16 protein-coding genes are annotated in these 17,237 nt (G+C 65.0%); 4 read left to right on the top strand and 12 right to left on the bottom strand.

Annotation, left to right across the window (positions count from 1 at the left end; genetic code table 11):
- Window positions 1–86: 86 nt before the first annotated feature.
- Window positions 87–1,505, bottom strand: coding sequence for an amino acid permease (locus ACODS9_RS11910; protein WP_046854430.1), 1,419 nt, complete (start codon window positions 1,503–1,505; stop codon window positions 87–89).
- A gap of 425 nt (window positions 1,506–1,930) precedes the next feature.
- Between ACODS9_RS11910 and ACODS9_RS11905 the strand changes: the two genes are divergently transcribed.
- The 3 genes from ACODS9_RS11905 (at window position 1,931) to ACODS9_RS11895 (ending at window position 6,445) form a co-directional block, all read left to right on the top strand.
- Window positions 1,931–5,050 (top strand): transglycosylase domain-containing protein, encoded by a 3,120-nt coding sequence (locus tag ACODS9_RS11905; protein WP_401110894.1) that lies wholly within the window; start codon window positions 1,931–1,933, stop codon window positions 5,048–5,050.
- Between the two features lie 103 nt (window positions 5,051–5,153).
- The gene (locus tag ACODS9_RS11900) at window positions 5,154–5,687 is read left to right on the top strand and encodes a PadR family transcriptional regulator (protein WP_038706671.1); all 534 of its coding nucleotides are present in this window, start codon (window positions 5,154–5,156) and stop codon (window positions 5,685–5,687) included.
- Window positions 5,684–6,445 carry a siderophore-interacting protein gene (locus ACODS9_RS11895; RefSeq protein ID WP_401110898.1) on the top strand — a complete coding sequence of 254 codons (762 nt, stop codon included), beginning with the start codon at window positions 5,684–5,686 and terminating at the stop codon, window positions 6,443–6,445. Before ACODS9_RS11900 ends, ACODS9_RS11895 begins: the two co-directional genes overlap by 4 nt.
- Before the next feature lie 48 nt (window positions 6,446–6,493).
- On the opposite strand, the gene ACODS9_RS11890 is transcribed toward ACODS9_RS11895, so the two are convergent.
- The 8 genes from ACODS9_RS11890 to ACODS9_RS11855 form a co-directional block, all read right to left on the bottom strand.
- Window positions 6,494–6,823: a PA3694 family proteiin gene (locus tag ACODS9_RS11890; protein ID WP_023632434.1), complete on the bottom strand. Its 330-nt coding sequence runs from the start codon at window positions 6,821–6,823 to the stop codon at window positions 6,494–6,496.
- Complete coding sequence (locus ACODS9_RS11885) at window positions 6,820–7,743, bottom strand: alpha/beta hydrolase (protein ID WP_401110902.1); 924 nt, start codon at window positions 7,741–7,743, stop codon at window positions 6,820–6,822. The genes ACODS9_RS11890 and ACODS9_RS11885 overlap by 4 nt, the downstream gene beginning before the upstream one ends.
- A complete protein-coding gene (locus ACODS9_RS11880; protein ID WP_489093952.1) occupies window positions 7,715–8,992 on the bottom strand; it encodes a flavohemoglobin expression-modulating QEGLA motif protein in 1,278 nt (425 codons plus the stop codon). Before ACODS9_RS11880 ends, ACODS9_RS11885 begins: the two co-directional genes overlap by 29 nt.
- A gap of 78 nt (window positions 8,993–9,070) precedes the next feature.
- Window positions 9,071–9,619, bottom strand: a complete 549-nt coding sequence (locus tag ACODS9_RS11875) for a LolA-like protein (protein WP_401110905.1) — start codon at window positions 9,617–9,619, stop codon at window positions 9,071–9,073.
- A 29-nt stretch (window positions 9,620–9,648) separates the two neighbouring features.
- A complete protein-coding gene (locus ACODS9_RS11870; protein WP_046854423.1) occupies window positions 9,649–10,353 on the bottom strand; it encodes a TetR/AcrR family transcriptional regulator in 705 nt (234 codons plus the stop codon).
- Between the two features lie 130 nt (window positions 10,354–10,483).
- Entirely contained in the window at window positions 10,484–11,986 is a 1,503-nt protein-coding gene (gene lysS / locus ACODS9_RS11865; protein WP_023630948.1) for a lysine--tRNA ligase, read from the bottom strand.
- Between the two features lie 92 nt (window positions 11,987–12,078).
- A protein-coding gene (gene prfB, locus ACODS9_RS11860; protein ID WP_156177510.1) for a peptide chain release factor 2 occupies window positions 12,079–13,174 on the bottom strand; the annotation gives its coding sequence in 2 pieces (ribosomal slippage) (window positions 12,079–13,101 and window positions 13,103–13,174; 1,095 coding nt in all).
- A 137-nt stretch (window positions 13,175–13,311) separates the two neighbouring features.
- Window positions 13,312–14,094 (bottom strand): class I SAM-dependent methyltransferase, encoded by a 783-nt coding sequence (locus ACODS9_RS11855; RefSeq protein WP_401110908.1) that lies wholly within the window; start codon window positions 14,092–14,094, stop codon window positions 13,312–13,314.
- A 96-nt stretch (window positions 14,095–14,190) separates the two neighbouring features.
- On the opposite strand from ACODS9_RS11855, the gene ACODS9_RS11850 reads away from it, so the two are divergent.
- A complete protein-coding gene (locus tag ACODS9_RS11850) occupies window positions 14,191–14,811 on the top strand; it encodes a hypothetical protein (protein WP_046854420.1) in 621 nt (206 codons plus the stop codon).
- A gap of 3 nt (window positions 14,812–14,814) precedes the next feature.
- On the opposite strand, the gene ACODS9_RS11845 is transcribed toward ACODS9_RS11850, so the two are convergent.
- Genes ACODS9_RS11845 through ACODS9_RS11835 form a run of 3 tightly spaced genes read right to left on the bottom strand, consistent with a single transcriptional unit; the run spans window position 14,815 to window position 17,234 of the window.
- On the bottom strand, window positions 14,815–15,504 hold the full coding sequence (locus ACODS9_RS11845; protein ID WP_401110911.1) for an extensin-like domain-containing protein: 690 nt from the start codon (window positions 15,502–15,504) through the stop codon (window positions 14,815–14,817).
- A 6-nt stretch (window positions 15,505–15,510) separates the two neighbouring features.
- Window positions 15,511–16,341, bottom strand: coding sequence for an isocitrate lyase/PEP mutase family protein (locus ACODS9_RS11840; RefSeq protein ID WP_489093951.1), 831 nt, complete (start codon window positions 16,339–16,341; stop codon window positions 15,511–15,513).
- Window positions 16,342–16,364: 23 nt separating this feature from the next.
- Window positions 16,365–17,234: a DUF72 domain-containing protein gene (locus ACODS9_RS11835; protein WP_489093950.1), complete on the bottom strand. Its 870-nt coding sequence runs from the start codon at window positions 17,232–17,234 to the stop codon at window positions 16,365–16,367.
- Window positions 17,235–17,237 lie beyond the last annotated feature (3 nt).

The following is a 17,237-nucleotide window of genomic DNA, read 5'->3' as shown; positions in this document are numbered from 1 at the left end:
CATCGCAGGTCAAGCCCGCTCCCACGCCAGGCCACGATGGTCACCACATGAAAACAAAGCCCCGGCACTGGCCGGGGCTTTGTTCATCAGGAGGCGGTACTCACCGTACCCTGCGCCTCTTTGGGCGCCAGGCGGAAGGTGTAGTACAGCGCCGTCAACAGCACCAGGAACGCCGGGCCGATGTACAGGGCCACGCGGGTGTCCGGGAAGTACGCCATCAGGCCCACCACCAGCACCAGGAATGCCAGCGCCAGGTACGAGCTCAGCGGCCACAGCCACATGCGGTATTTCAGCGCGTTGCGCTCGGCGGTGGTGAGCCCGGCGCGGAACTTCAGCTGCGCCAGCAGGATCATCACCCAGGTCCAGATCGCGCCGAAGGTGGCGATCGAGGTTACCCAGACGAACACTTTCTCCGGCACCAGGTAGTTGGCCAGCACGCCCAGCAGCAGCGCGCCGATCGACAGCAGCAAGGCGTTGCGCGGCACGCCGCTCTTCGAGGTGCGGGCGAAGGTAGCCGGGGCCTGGCCGTTCTGCGCCAGGCTGTAGAGCATGCGCCCGGTGCTGAAGATGCCGCCGTTGCACGACGACAGCGCGGCGGTGATCACCACGAAGTTGATGATGCCGGCGGCAGTCTTGATGCCGAGGCGCTCGAAGGTCATCACGAACGGGCTGCCCTGGCTGCCGATCTCGTTCCACGGGTAGATCGACAGGATCACGAACAGCGCGCCCACGTAGAACAGCAGGATGCGCCAGAACACCGAGCCGATGGCCTGGGGGATGGTTTTCTGCGGGTTGCGCGCTTCGCCGGCGGTCAGGCCGATCATCTCCACGCCCAGGTAAGCGAACATCACCATCTGCAGCGACATCAGCACGCCGGTCACGCCGTTGGGCATGAAACCGCCGTTGCTCCACAGGTTGGAGACGCCCATGGCCACGCCGTCATTGCCGAAGCCGAAGGCGATGATGCCGATGCCACCGAGCACCATGGCAATGATGGTGACGATCTTGATCAGGGCGAACCAGAACTCGAACTCACCGAATGCCTTGACCGCGATCAGGTTGATCGCGCCCATGCTGCCCAGGGCCATCAATGCCCAGATCCAGCGCGGCACGTCGGGGAACCAGATGCCCATGTAGATGGCCACCGCGGTGATCTCGGCGACGCAGGTCACCAGCCACAGGAACCAGTAGTTCCAGCCGGTCAGAAAGCCCGCCAGCGGGCCGAGGTAGTCTTGGGCGTAGCGGCTGAACGACCCGGCGACCGGGTTGTGCACGGCCATTTCACCAAGGGCGCGCATGATCACCAGGATGGCCAGGCCACCGATGATGTAGGAGAGCATGATGGCGGGGCCGGCCATTTCGATGGCCTTGGCCGAACCGAGGAACAGGCCGACGCCGATACAGGCGCCGAGGGCCATCAGACGGATGTGCCGTTCGCCCAGCTCGCGCTTGAGCGGGCCGCCCTGGGCGGACTCGCCCTGGGCAGGGTGGTTGCCGACTGGCATAGCAATACAACCTCATTTTGTTATTGGATTTGACCTTCGTGCAGCACCGGCCGCGCCGATAGGCGGGGCGTCGTCTCGCCAGGCCGCCTTGTGGGCGGGCCTGTCCACCGGGCACACAGCACCGGTGGTTCGAAGGGGGCGAGCAGTATAGGAAGCCACTTGCAGGGCTTTTCACTATATACAGCGGGAAATTTGGCGAGAATTCTCGGCCAAATCCCCCTCAACGGAGGGGCATCCTGGCCTCGCTCCGCCCATGCACAGGAATGGGGCAGCTACCTTAGCAACATTGCCGAAGAATGGAAGTCGCACCAAAGGCGCATGTTCATACGTGATTCCCCGAAGCTTCTTACAAATTTTTCACCAAACTCGGCCACCGTCTAAGCTTCAGACAAGCAACGCGAAAACACCTGGCCGGACTCAAGACTATGGGCGCACTGTGGCAATCGGAACCAACCAGAACGGAAGCACCCAAAGAAGCTCAGGCTGAAGCCCCCTTGTCCAAGACTCCACGTCAGCGCCGCCTGTGGTGGCGCCTGATCCTGCTTATCCTGCTGGTGGCACTGGTGGCGGTAGGTCTGGCCGCCTACGACGAATTCCAGACCTCGCGCCTGCAGTCCCGTGAATTCAGCCGCCTGGCCGGCACCCTGACCTATGCCCTGGAGCCCGGCCCGAGCGATGCCATCGTCTACCCGGGCGACGGCCCGTTCGACAAACGCCTGGGCTACAGCGCCCTGGGCGAGTTCCTGCCACGGCTGCTCAAGCGCGACTACCTGATCAACCAGCAGGTGCGCTTCTCCCCGGCGCTGATGAACTACGTCGATCACGGCCTGTTCGTGCCCTACGTGGAGAAGATCCAGGCCGGCCTGTCGATCACCGACTGCCGCGGCGACATGCTCTACCAGTACAACTACCCGCAGCACCTGTACCCGAATTTCGCAGCGATCCCGCCGGTGATGGTCAACAGCCTGCTGTTCATCGAAAACCGCGACCTGCTCGACCCGAAGGACCCACAGAACAACCCGGCGGTGGATTGGCCGCGCTTCGCCAAGGCGGCCTACAGCCAGGTTGCCAAGTACCTGGCCCTGCCCGGCCAGTCGGCTGGTGGCAGCACCCTGGCCACCCAACTTGAGAAGTATCGCCACTCGCCGGACGGGCTGACCGTCTCCGGCGCCGAGAAGATCCGCCAGATGATCTCCGCCAGCGTGCGCGCCTACCAGGGCGGCCCCGACACCACCGAGGCCCGCGAACGCATCGTGCGCGACTACCTCAACAGCGTGCCGCTGTCGGCGGTCCCTGGCCACGGTGAGGTGCACGGCATGGCCGAAGGCTTGCGGGTGTGGTACGGCGCCGACTTCGACCAGGTCAACCAGGCCCTCACCTCCACCGCCACCGACGACAAGAGCATGGCCGAGCGCGGACTGGCACTGCGCCAGGTGCTGTCGCTGATGATCGCCCAGCGCCGGCCTTCGCATTACCTGTCCAAGGGCCGCATCGAACTGGCGGAACTGACCGATTCGCACATCCGCGTACTCGCCGCCAACGCAGTCATCGACCAACCACTGGCCGACGCCGCCCTGGCCAGCAAGGCGGTGTACCGCGACTGGGTAGCCCAACCGACCATCGTGCCGATCATCACCAACAAGGGCATCAGCCTGGCCCGCAACCGCCTGGCAGCAATGCTCAACCGGCCGCTGTACGACCTCGACCGCCTCGACCTGTCCGCCACCAGCACCCTGCAGGCCGACCTGCAGGTGCAGGTCAGCCAGTACCTGAAGAACCTCGCCGACCCGGCGTTCGCCGCACAGCTCGGCCTGATCGGCGAACGCCTGCTGACCAGCAAGACCACCGACCAGGTCAGCTACAGCTTCACCCTGTTCGAACGCACCGCCGACGGCTCGCGGGTACGGGTGCAGACCGACAGCACCAACCAGCCCTTCGACATCAACGAAGGCAGCAAGCTTGAACTGGGCTCCACCGCCAAGCTGCGGGTGCTTACCACCTACCTGGAAATCGTTGCCGAGCTGCACGACAAATACGCCGGCAAACCTGCCGCAGAACTGAAGAAAGTCCCGGTGGCCGAGCTCGACCGCATCAGCCAGTGGTCACTGGAATGGCTGATGCTGAACGGCAAGAACCAGAGCCTGGACGCCATGCTCGACGCAGCCCTTGAGCGCAAGTACTCGGCCAACACCGGCGAGGCCTTTTTCACCGGTGGCGGCATGCACGTGTTCAACAACTTCCGCAAGGAAGACAACAACCGCAACCCGACCCTCAAGGATGCCCTGCGCGAGTCGATCAACCTGCCATTCATCCGCCTGATGCGCGACATCGTGCGCTACGTCACCTACCAGCAGCCGTTCAACCGCGAACCGCTGCTCAGGGACGACAGCGACCCACGCCGCCAGGAATACCTGGCGCGTTTCGCCGACCGCGAAGGCTCCAACTACACCATGCGTTTCTGGAAGAAATACCAGCGCAAGACCTCGCAGCAGCGCCTGGACACCTTCCTCGACAGCATGCGCGTGACCCCGCAGCGCCTGGCCGCGGTGCACCGCTACCTGTTCCCCGAGGCCGGCCAGGAAACCTTCAACGCCTTCGTCCGCGCCCACAGCAAGGACGACAAGAAGGCCATGGCCAAGCTCACCGATGGCCGCCTGGTGGAGATGTACGAGGCCTATGGCCCGGGCAAGTACGACCTGCCCGACCAGGGCTACATCGCCAAGGTCCACCCCTTGGACCTGTGGCTGCTCGGCTACCTGCTGAAAAACCCTGGCGCCTCGCTCAAGGACGCCCTCAACGCCAGCCGCTTCGAACGCCAGGAGGTCTACAGCTGGCTGTTCAAGAGCCGCCACCAGGGCGCTCGCGACAGCCGCATCCGCACCATGGTCGAGATCGAGGCGTTCACCGACATTCACCAACGCTGGAAGCGCGTGGGTTATCCGTTCGACCACCTGGTACCGTCGCTGGCCACCGCCATCGGCAGCTCCGGCGACCGGCCGGCCGCCCTCTCCGAACTGGTTGGGATCATCCAGAACGATGGCGTGCGCCTGCCGACCCTGCGTATCGACACCTTGCACTTCGCCCAGAACACCCCGTACGAGACGCAACTGATCAGCGACCCGGACCGCGGTCAGCGGATCTTGCCCGTCGAGGTCGCCCGGGCGCTCAAGGGCGCCATGTCGCAGGTGGTCGATGCCGGTACCGCGCGGCGCATCTCCGGCAGCTTCAAACTGCACGACGGCACGCCGCTGGTGATGGGCGGCAAGACCGGTACCGGCGACAACCGCATCGAAAGCTTCGGCGCCGGCGGCCGGCTGATCGGCTCGCGCTCGCTGAACCGCACCGCCACCTTCGTGTTCTTCCTTGGCGACAACCACTTCGGCACCCTCACCGCGTTCGTTCCGGGGCGCACGGCCGAGGCCTTCACCTTCACCTCGGCACTGCCGGTGCAGGTGCTCAAGGGCATGGCGCCGATCCTCATGCCATACCTGGAACCAGGCAACCCGACCGCCTGCAAGGCGCCGCAGGTGGCGGGCCAGTCGTGAATCATCAAAAAATCAGATGATAATCATCTGCATTTGAAGGCTTGTCTTTAGATATATCTTGAGTAATATCTTGCGATATATCTAAACAGACGGAGCCCTCTCCATGCGTGACCATGACCCCTTCGAACGCCGCCCCGGCCGCGGCGAACGTGGCCCACGGGTATTCGCCCCGGGCGACCTGAAACTGCTGATGCTGTCGATGCTGGCCGAGCAACCGGGCCACGGCTACGACCTGATCCGCCAGATCGAGAGCCTCTTCGACGGCAGCTACAGCCCCAGCCCCGGGGTGATCTACCCAACCCTCAGCTACCTCGAGGAAGCCGAGCTGGTCACCGGCGCCATCCAGGGCAGCAAGCGCCTTTACGCCATCACGGATGCCGGTCGCAGCGCCCTGGCAGAACAGGCCGTCGCCCTCGACGGCGTGCGCATGCGCATCGAGGTAAGCAAGCGTGCCTTGCGCGGCCACGACCGCCCCGCGGAAATCCACGAAGCCGTCGGCAACCTGCGCCATGCCCTGCACATGCACAGCGGCCGCTGGAGCGCCGAAGAGATCGAGCGGGTGCGCAACCTGCTCAACGAAACCGCCAAGGCCATCGCCTCCGGGCCGGCCATCCCTGTTACGGAGAACACCCCATGAGCGACACCATCCACCGCGTCAACCACGAGATCCGCCAACGCCGCCTGAACGTGCTGCGGGTCACCGACCTGACCCCACGCATGCGCCGCATCACCCTGGGTGGCGCGGAGCTGGCGGGCTTCGCCAGCGTCGGCAGCGACGACCACATCAAGCTGCTGTTCGCCTGCACGCCCGAAGAACAGCAGGCCATCGACGCCCGCAACCTCGGCCGCGACGGCGGCGCCCGACCAACCATGCGCGAGTACACGCCACGGCGCATCGACCTGACGAACCTTGAACTGGATATCGACTTCGTCCTGCATGGCGACGGCCCCGCCTCCACCTGGGCCGCGCAAGCAGCGCCAGGGCAGACCCTGGACATTGCCGGCCCACGCGCGTCGATGGTGGTGCCGGACATCTTCGACAGCTACCTGCTGATCGGTGACGAAACCGCAATCCCGGCCATCGCCCGACGCCTGGAAGAGTTACCGGCGGGGCGCCAGGTACTGGCGGTAATCCAGATCGAGGACGAGCAAGAGCGCCAGGCACTGGCCAGCAAGGCGCAAGTGGAGGTGATCTGGGTGCGCCGGCATGCAGAAGACCTGCTGGAGCGGGTCAAACACCTGGCGCTGCCCCAGGGCCGGCTGTATGGCTGGGTGGCGCTGGAGAAGGCACTGACCCGGCAGGCCAAGGCGTTGCTGCTGGAAAAGGGCGTGCAGGAAGACGCCCTCAAGGCTGTCGCCTACTGGCGGGCCGACGGCACTGCCGACGACGAATGACGCCGGCCGGGCCTGTGGCAGCGGGCAAGCCCGTTGCCAGGAGGCCTGTTACTGCAGCTCCTGCTGCGGCGTCTCCTGCCCGGCGCAGCGCACCGCGCGCTTGCGGTTGTCCACCAGCACGCCGGTCAGCCCTTTCTGCTGGGTATCGAACAGCACCAACACGCCGTCGATGCATTGCGCCACCTGCGGCGCCGGGGTCAGCGAGAGCTTGTAGTCCTCGCCGGGAATGGTCTTGAGCATGGTGAAGTCCTGCAGCAACAGGGCGTCCTCAGGCTTGGCGAAATGCAGGTAGCCGTAGTACCAGAGGGCTCCCACCGTCACGATGATGCTGCCGACACCGGTCAGGATCAGCGGGATGGCGTTGCGTTCTTCACTCATTGCTTGTTCTTCTCGTCAGGATAGTTGGGTACTTCGGCCAGACGACGCAGGCCGTTGAAGTGCGTGGGATCGTCCAGGAAGCGCAGCATCACCTGGCGCCAGGTCGGGTCGGCGAAGGTCTGCACATGATCGCCACGGGTCAGTTGCAGCACCCGCGGCGGCGGTGCATGCCGGTACAGGCGCAGGCCGTTGTCCAGCGGCACCAGGTTGTCGTCGATGCTGTGGAAGAACAGCTTTGGCGGGCTGTCCAAGCGCTCGATCGAGTAGATCGCGCTGTCGCCATCGGGCACCAGCCACGACAGCGGCACCTGCAGCGGCCAGGTCATCCACGAGGTACTCAGGGCATAACGCCCCACGGCCCGGTAGCTGGCCGGCACACCGTCGAATACCAGGGCGCTGAAACGCCGACGCTGCTCGGGATGCTGTGCCAGATAGTGAATGGCCATCGCCCCGCCGAGGCTCTGGCCCAGCAGCACCAGCGGCTTGTCTTGCACCTGGGGAGCGGCGCGCAGCCAGTCCAGGGCCGCGCCAATGTCGCCATACACATCGGGCAGCGTCGGTTTGCCCTGGGACAGCCCATACCCGCGATAGTCGAGCATCAGTACCTGATAGCCCTCTTTCGGCAGCCAGTAGCTGCCGCCCAGATGCCAGGCCAGGTTGCCGCCGTTGCCATGCAGGTGCAGCACGGTGCCCTTGACCTCGACACCCTGCGGCACCGGGATCCACCAGCCGTGCAGGCGCGTGCCGTCGGCGGCGGTGAGGCTCACGTCCTGATACTGCAAATGTGCCTGTGCCGGGGTGAACGGCTGGCCCGGCTCGGGATAGAACAGCAGGCTGCTGCAGCCCCCCAGCAGCAGTAAGCCGAGGCCGAAGGCGAGGTGACGGCAGGCGTCAGAGAATGTTCGCGTAGTCGGCTTCAATACGGTCCAGGCTCAGGTGGTTGAGGAAGTTGGAGAAGCACATCCACGCCGACAGCGCGTTGAGGTCGCGGAACTGTTCCGGCAGGTACTTGGGCGGCTCCACCAACCCCTCTTCGACCAGCTGGCGCAGCGTGCGCATGTCTTCCAGGGTGGTCTTGCCGCAGAACAACAACGGGATCTGTTCGAGCTTGCCCTTCTTCACGGCCAACTGAATGTAGTTGTAAACCATGATGAAGCCCTTGAGGTAGGACAAGTCCTTGGTAAACGGCAGGCCGTTGGGCACCGAGCCACGGAACACCCGGCTGGCGTTGCTGTAGCTCTGGCCCATCTCGAAGCCCTGGCCGCGGAAGAACTCGAAGACCTGCAGGAAGTCCGCGCCCTCCTCGACCATGTGGATGGCCCGGGTACGGTTGGTGAGCTTGCGCAGGCGACTCGGGTAGGAGGCGAAGGCAATCACCTCCATGAGGATCGCCAGGCCCTCCTGGGTCACCGTCGACGAGGGCGGGCCCTTGGCCAGGAAGGTGCAGATCGGCTGGTTCAGGCCATTGAGGGTGGTGCCGACATGCACCAGCCCTTCGTGCACCTCCAGCGCCCGCACGTCGCGGCTGTTGAACATGGCGTCGGCGCGTACCTTGATGTAGTCGGCGCCGGCCGCCGCGTCGGCGACGATACCGTCGGACTCGAACACGCGGATGGTTTCCTCGGCTTCGCCGAACACCTTGTTCAGGCGCCGCTGGAGAATCTCCACCGCTTCCTTGGCGGTGAGGTTCTTTGGCTCGTCCTTCAGGTCGCCGCGGCCGTCGATGTTGTTCAGGTAGTCCGAGAGCATCAGGCCCAGGTCGGCCAGGGTCGGGTCACCGGCGTGGAAGGCATCGGAGGCGGCGCCATAGAGCTCCTGGGAGATCAGGCCGAAATCCTCGGTGCCTCGCGCCTCGAGCATGCGCACCACCATGCGGTACTCCTTGCACATGCGCCGCATGATCTGGCCGACCGGGTTGAACTGGCCCAGCTGCCGGGTGATGTCGCGCTCGATGCTCTGGAACTCGGCCTTCACCGCGTTGGAATCGAACGACAACGGCCGGTTCTGGTAATAGACGCGATCCACCGCAGGCGGCTCCTTACCCTTGGCCTTGAGGAAGCCCTGGCGGATGCCGTCGTCCCATTTCACTGCGTCAAGCACGCGGATCGGGGTCTGCGTGGCGACAATGCGATCGGACAGGCTGCGGATGGTTTGCTGGTATTCGTCCACCGGGGACTCCTTGTTGAAGCCTGTCGCGAGGTTGCGTGGAAGTAGGCTTGCCCCGCGAGGAGGCCGGTATGCTCAGTGCTATTTGGCGGAACGCTGGAAGCGTGCCACTTCGACGAACAGGTCGGAGTTGGCCGGGTCGTCCAGGTAGGCCAGCACACGCTCCGTCGGGCTGTCGATCAGCACGCCGGGGCCGTTGTCCTCGGGCACCTGGGTGCTGCGCCCGCTCAACTCCTTCTCGTCCACGGCCTGCTGGACCTGCTCGACATCGAGGTTGTAGACCACCAGTTGCTTGCCGTCGATTACCTCGAAGCCGCCAATCAGGAAGTTGCCACCCAGCCGCTTGGGCACGCCCGCCGACAGGTACCAGCGGTTGCCGTGCCGAGCCACGGTGAAGACGTATTCCTCGGGCGCCTTGCCCTGGGCACGGGCCACTGCCTTGTAGGTGTTGCCACCGGCGCGGCTGATACTCAGCTTGAGCGGCTGGCCCCAGGCGTCCTTGCTGCTCCACTGCCCGAGTAGGGCCTTAGGCGCTGGCTGGTTGGCCGGCAGCGGTTCGTCGAAGGTCACCAGACAACCGCCCAGCAGGAGGAATGACAAGGTCAACAACACCACACGCCAGGCTTTCATCAAGTTCTCCTTGAAAAATCTTTCGCCACTCAGGCCGAGGCCAGCACCATCTGCAGGTATCGGACAAGGATAGCGAGCATCTGCTCATCGGCCTGCGCATTCGCATCCTTGAGCAGGCCCTGATATTCCATCTGCTCGATAATCGCCGTCAACATCTGGGCATCCTGTTCCGGCTGGCGCGAGCCGACCACCTGCAGTATCTGGCGCGCGCCATGCAGCAGGATCTGCTCGTGGGCCTGCACCAGCTCGGCCAGGCGCGGGCACAGCAGCGCCTCCTGGCGGAAAGCCTGTTCGGCCATGAGGAAGTCGCGGCGGTTGTTCAGTTGGCGCAGCACGTAGTCGGCCAGCATGCGCGCCACTTCATCGGCCAGGTGCGCCCGCGCCTCGTGACTGCCGTCGCCCTGGGCCAGCAACTGGCGCAGCACGCCTTCGGTGTTGGTCCAGAGCTTGGCCATGTAGGCCGCGCTGCGCTCGACGTACTGGGCGAAGGTGTCGGCCAGCAGGTCCTGGATATCCTTGAAGTAGTAGGTGGTGGCCGACAGCGGCACGCCGGCCTCGGCGGCCACGGCGCGGTGGCGCACGCCGCGCACGCCATCGCGCACGACGATGCGCATGGCGGCGTCGAGGATCTGCTGGCGGCGTTGCTCGCTGCCCTGTCGGGCGGTCTTGCGACCTTGGTACTGCACGCTTTCGGCGACGGCGGTGGCGATGCCGGCGGCGCCCTGGTGGGGCATGGCGGGGGTCACTCGGGTTTACCTCACGAACAGTGGGTTGCCTGTACCGGCCTCATCGCGGGGCCCGTAGAAACAACATAAAGCTTCAGGCAAGAAAAAGCCGCCTCGAAAGGCGGCTTGTTCAGATCACTCAGGCCTGTGGACGCATGTGCGGGAACAGGATCACGTCGCGGATCGACGGCGAGTTGGTCAGCAGCATCACCAGGCGGTCGATGCCGATGCCTTCACCGGCGGTCGGCGGCATGCCGTACTCCAGGGCACGGACGAAATCGGCGTCGTAGTGCATGGCTTCGTCGTCACCGGCGTCCTTCTCGGCCACCTGGGCCAGGAAGCGCTCGGCCTGGTCTTCGGCATCGTTGAGCTCGGAGTAGGCGTTGGCGATCTCGCGGCCACCGATGAACAGCTCGAAGCGGTCGGTAACGGCCGGGTTGTCGTCGTTGCGACGCGCCAGCGGCGAGACTTCGAACGGGTACTCGGTGATGAAGTGCGGCTGCTCCAGCTTGTGCTCGACCAGCTCTTCGAAAATCATCACCTGCAGCTTGCCCAGGCCCTCGTGGCCAAGCACCTTGGCGCCGGCCTTCTTGGCGATCTCGCGGGCGCGGTCGACGTCCTGCAGGTCGGCAGCGGTGAGCTCCGGGTTGTACTTGAGGATCGAGTCGAATACCGACAGGCGCACGAACGGCTCGCCGAAGTGGAACACCTTGTCGCCGTACGGCACGTCGGTGCTGCCCAGCACCAGCTGCGCCAGCTCGCGGAACAGTTCCTCGGTGAGGTCCATGTTGTCGCGGTAGTCGGCGTAGGCCTGGTAGAACTCGAGCATGGTGAATTCTGGGTTGTGACGAGTCGAAACGCCTTCGTTACGGAAGTTGCGGTTGATCTCGAACACTTTCTCGAAACCACCGACCACCAGGCGCTTGAGATACAGCTCCGGGGCGATGCGCAGGAACATGGCCATGTCCAGCGCGTTGTGGTGGGTTTCGAACGGCTTGGCCGCGGCGCCGCCGGGGATGGTCTGCAGCATCGGGGTTTCCACTTCGAGGAAGTCGCGCTCGATGAGGAACTTGCGGATGTGCGAGATCACCTGCGAACGCACACGGAAGGTGTGGCGGGTTTCCTCGTTGACCATCAGGTCGACGTAGCGCTGGCGGTAGCGCTGCTCGGTGTCGGTCAGGCCGTGGTGCTTGTCCGGCAGCGGGCGCAGCGACTTGGTCAGCAGGCGCACGTTGGTCATCTCGACGTACAGGTCGCCCTTGCCGGAACGGGCCAGGGTGCCTTCGGCGCTGATGATGTCGCCCAGGTCCCAGGTCTTGACCGCGGCCAGGGTCTCTTCCGGCAGGGTCTTGCGGTTGACGTAGACCTGGATGCGGCCGGTCATGTCCTGGATGACCATGAACGATCCACGGTTGAGCATGATGCGACCAGCAACCTTGACCGGAATGGCGGCTGCTTCCAGCTCTTCCTTGGTCTTGTCCGCGTACTGTTTCTGCAGGTCGTTGCAGTAGCTGTCGCGACGGAAGTCGTTGGGGAAGGCATTGCCCTTGGCGCGCTCGGCGGCAAGTTTTTCCTTGCGCAGCGCGATCAGGGTGTTTTCTTCCTGTTGCAGGTCTTGCGCTTCGGTCTTGAGGTCGCTCATGTCGTCATTCTTTCCATCAGGTATTCGTTGCCCTCGCGGGTGAGGGATCGCGGGGCAAGCCCGCTCCCACGGGCCCGCCACGGCGGTGATGCTTACAGCCCCTGCTTGAGGCTCGCTTCCAGGTACTCGTCGAGGTCGCCGTCGAGCACCTTCTGGCAGTCGCTGCGCTCGACACCGGTACGCAGGTCCTTGATGCGCGAGTCATCGAGTACATAGGAGCGGATCTGGTGACCCCAGCCGATGTCCGACTTGCTGTCTTCCAGGGCTTGCGAGGCGGCGTTGCGCTTCTGCATTTCCAGCTCGTACAACTTGGCCCGCAGCATTTTCATGGCGGTGTCCTTGTTGGCGTGCTGGGAACGTTCGTTCTGGCAGGCCACCACGGTGTTGGTCGGCACGTGGGTGATCCGCACCGCCGAGTCGGTGGTGTTGACGTGCTGGCCACCGGCGCCGGAGGAGCGGTAGGTGTCGATGCGCAGGTCGGACGGGTTGATCTCGATCTCGACCTTGTCGTCGATCTCGGGCGAGACGAATACCGCCGAGAACGAGGTGTGGCGGCGGGCGCCGGAGTCGAACGGGCTCTTGCGCACCAGGCGGTGCACGCCGATCTCGGTGCGCAGCCAGCCAAAGGCGTACTCGCCCTTGATGTGCACGGTGGCACCCTTGATGCCGGCGACTTCGCCTTCGGACAGCTCGATGATGGTCGCGTCGAAGCCGCGCTTGTCGGCCCAGCGCAGGTACATGCGCAGCAGTATGTTGGCCCAGTCCTGGGCCTCGGTGCCGCCGGAGCCGGCCTGGATGTCCAGGTAGGCGTTGTTCGGGTCCATCTCGCCGCTGAACATGCGACGGAACTCGAGCAGGGCGAGGGATTCCTCCAGCCCTTGCAGCTCGGTCACGACATCGCTGACGGCGCCTTCGTCGTTTTCCTCGACCGCCATGTCGAGCAAGTCCTTGCAGTCACCCAGGCCGTTGGACAGTTTGTCGAGCGTCTCGACCACCTGCGCCAGCATGGCGCGCTCGCGGCCCAGGGCCTGGGCGTACTCGGGCTTGTTCCAGACGGCGGCGTCTTCCAGCTCGCGGTTTACTTCGACCAGACGATCATGTTTGTGATCGTAGTCAAAGATACCCCCGAATAGACTGGGAACGCTCGGTGAGGTCCTTGATGGTGTTCAGGATCGGTTGGATTTCCATGGGCGGGCAGCTCTCGTGCGAATTCGGTGAAAAGCCCGCGAGTATAACCGAGTCTGCGCCACGGCGGCAGACCCGCCGGGCGGTATCGCCGGGCGCAGGGGCCGCCATTGCCCACAGATTGAATCAACGAGCGACATTCACCCCTTCAGCGCCTTCTTGGGATAGATATCGTACCGGCTGGACTTGCCCTCGAGGCTATGAGAAGGCTTGCCCCCCTCGATGATCGGCGCCTTGCGCGGCCGCTTGACCACCACCCGGTGGGTGGCCAGCGCCAGGGCGGCCTCGAGCAGGGCAGGCGCATCGAGGTCATCGCCGACCAGCGGCCTGAACACCCGCATCTCCTTCTTCACCAGCGCGCTCTTGTCGCGATGCGGGAACATCGGATCGAGGTAGATCACCTGCGGCGCCTCCCCCTCCCACGCACGCATGCGCTCGATGGCATTGCCCGTCAGCAGTTGCATGCGCGCGACGATCGGGCCGATTTCGGCATCCCCCCGCGCCCGCGCCAAACCGTCCTCCAGCAGCGCGGCAATCAATGGCTGGCGCTCGATCAGGGTCATCTCGCAGCCCAGGCTGGCGAGCACGAACGCGTCCTTGCCCAGCCCCGCCGTGGCATCGAGCACCCGCGGCCGCACGCCTTGGGCGATGCCGACCGCCTTGGCGATCATCTGCCCGTTGCCACCGCCGTACAGCCGTCGATGCGCCGCCTGCCCCTCGACGAAATCCACCCGCACAGGCCCGGGCGCCTGCGGCCCCAGTTGCTGGATCTGCAGGCCCTCTTCGCCCAGCTGCACGGCAAACTCCGCCGCTTCGTCAACCAGCGGCAAGCCCAGTCGCTGCGCCCATGCCTCGGCCTGCGCCTGGAATTGCGCGGCCAACGCCTCGACCCTGATACCCGCCGCCTGTTGTTGCTCTAACATCGATTCGCGCACTCGAAAAAAATTAATGTAACCCCGGCCAGAGCCGATACAGGCAATATCCCGCTATTCTGCCAGAGCACAACGCCCGCGACTGCCATGTCAGACACTCTTCCCATTGGCTTGACCTACTTGTCGCCCGTCGGCAACTACGGTCGACAGAATACCCAGGCACTGGGTGGTGTCAGCCACCTGTGGCAGGATTTCTTTGCCCGCGCCATGGCAGAGCAACAGGAAGGCGAAGTCGACGGTTTCAGCCAGGCGCTGATGCAGTGCGACCAGGAGAGCGGCGAACCGATCGGCGGCGCCCGTGCCCTGGCCCTGATCGATGCCCAGCGCGCCCTGCCGGTTCACGACACCGAGGTGGCACCACCCGAGCCGCTGTTCCTGCCCAAGGCGGAACTCGAGGCCAAACTGCTGCCCCCTGCCCCCGAGCCCTTCGACACCGTCGAGCTGATCGAGCAGCAACGCCAGCTCGACATCGACAACAGCTGGGTGCGTCCAGTGGTCATGAGCCAGGGCCACCCCATCGCCGAGCCCGGCCCTGGCCCAACGCCACGCCCGCTGTTCCTGCCCATCGCCGAGTTCGAGACCGGCCTGCTCGACCCTGCGCCCGAGCCCTTCGACGACAGCACGCTGGCCAAGCAGCAGAACGACCTGGAGTTCGATATCCACTGGGCGCGCCCGGTAGTGTTGAACAACGTGCGCCTGCACGCCTGAACCTCAGCGGCAGATCTGCCAGAAACCCATGTCCGCATGGAAGTGATTGTGGTGGGCGGCGTTGTAGTCCGGCCCCAGCACCGTGCTGAAACTTGCGCACGCCGCCTCCTGCACCTGACGCAGGAAGTCCGCCTTGCGTCCATCTCCCTGCCAGTCCCGCGCCAGCACGATGCGCTGGCCGTCCTGCAGGCGAAAACCACTGATATCCAGGGCATTGGCGCTGGCATGCTGGCTGAGCCGCCCTTGCTTGCGATGGTAGACGTTGCGGCAGGCAAAGCTGCCCAGGTGATCGACCTGGGTCACTGGCTGGCCGAACACCCGCTGCGCCGCCGGTTGCAACCCATGCACCTCGAACAGCGCATAGGCCACGGCCAGCGGGCAACTGGCGAGGAAGCTGCTGCTGAGCCGCGCCTGCCCCCCTTCGACGCGCCAGACGTTGCGCAACGGGCAGTTGGCCGCCGCCGGGCTGTCGCTTTGCGGCCGATAGCGCAATGACGAAGTCTGCAAGGCCTGGCGGCACAGCTCGGGGTCGGCGCGCAGGCGCGACAGCTTGTAGGGTGTCAGCAGGTTCGGCGGCTGCCGCACATCCAGCACCGCCCATGGGTTCCAGGCATCCGCCGGGCGCCAACCGAGCCACCAGGCAACAAGCACGGCCAGCAGCAGGCTGGCCAGTACGGTCAACGTTTTGCCCATGCGGCCTCAGCGACGGAAGAGGTCATTGAGCTGAGCGAATGGCAACGCCTGTTCGCCATAACTGAAAGTGCCCTGTTCATGGATCTCCAGCGCGGCCCGCTGCAAAGCGCCCAGGGCGGCACGCGCCAGCGATGAGCCGACACTGATGCGCTTGACGCCCAGATCTTGCAACTGGTTCACGCTCAAGGGCACGCCCGCCATGCCCATCAGCACGTTCACCGGCCTTGGCGCCACGGCCTGCACCACCGCACGGATCTCATCGACGCTGCGCAGCCCCGGGGCATACAGCACATCGGCGCCAGCCTCGGCATAGGCTTGCAGCCTGCGAATGGTGTCATCCAGGTCGAGACGCCCGTGCAGCAGGTTCTCGGCGCGCGCGCAAAGGGTGAAGGGGAACGGCAGGCCGCGGGCAGCCTGCACGGCGGCGCGCACACGCGCCACGGACAGGTCGAAGTCGTAGATCGGCGCTTCGCTGCGGCCACTGGCATCTTCGATCGAACCACCCACCAGCCCCGCCTCGGCGGAGCGCAGAATGGTCTGTGCGCAGTCCTCGGGCAAATCGCCGAAGCCGTTTTCCAGGTCCGCCGCCACCGGCAATGGCGTGGCATCGACGATCGCCTGGGCGTTGCCCAGGGTTTCCTCGAGCGTCAGCGCGCCCTCGGCATCCGGCCGCCCCAGGCTGAACGCCAGCCCCGCGCTTGTCGTGGCCAGCGCTTCATATCCCAGGCTGGCCAATAGCCGGGCGGAGCCGGCATCCCACGGGTTGGGGATGACGAACGCGCCATCTCGCTCATGCAGCGCCTTGAAGGCTTCGGCTCGCAGGGTTTGCACATCCATGGTTCAACCTCCCGGCAGTCAGATCAAAGTAACCCCAGTTGTTCGACCTCAGGGGCGCGGGGCAATTCAGGCAGCGCTGCAAGGCCCGGCAGGCGATCCATCAGCCGCTGGTGAAAACGCTGGGCCAGCGCCGCCGCAAGGCGATTGTCGGAAGTATGCAGGAACACGTAGGGGCTGCGGCCCTCTTCGATCCATGCAGCGACCTTGTCGATCCACGGGGTGAGGAAGGTCTCGTTGGCCTCGAGCTGCGGGTGGCCGATGAAGCGCACCTGCGGAGACTGGCTGAAGGCCGCTGGCCGCGGCGGCACCTTGGGCTTCTTGGCCTGGGCATGGAGCACCGCGGGCTCGCGCGAGGTGCAACTGAACAACGCACGCGGATCCAGGCAGATACGCTCGACTCCACGTTCATGCAGCAGGCGATTGAGCTGACGCTCCTCTTCGCCCCGGGCGAAGAAGGCGTCGTTGCGCACCTCAACCGCTACCGCCACACCGATCTCATCAAGGAAATGCGCCAGCTCGCCCAGCCGCGACGGGCCGAACATTGCCGGCAACTGCAGCCAGTACGGCGCCACGCGCTCGCCCAGGGGCGCCATCAGCCGGGTGAAGTCGACGGCCGCATCGAGTTGTTCACGCAGGTCGCCGGCATGGCTTACATCGCCCGGAAACTTGGCGGTGAAGCGAAACCCCGACGGCATGATCTGCGCCCAACGCTCGACGGTCGCCGGCGCGGGACGGGCATAGAAGGTGGTATTGCCTTCAACGGCGTTGAATACCTGGCTGTAGAGCCCGAGGAACTCGCCGCTACGGGCGTCGGCGGGATAGAGGTACTCGCGCCAGGCGTTTTCAGCCCAGGACGGGCAACCGAGGAAATAAGGGAGGGGTGATTGCGTCATCCA

It is taken from the genome of Pseudomonas sp. FG36, assembly GCF_057809275.1.
The sequence above is the reverse complement of the archived record's forward strand: the minus strand, read 5'-3'. Positions and strand labels throughout refer to the sequence as shown.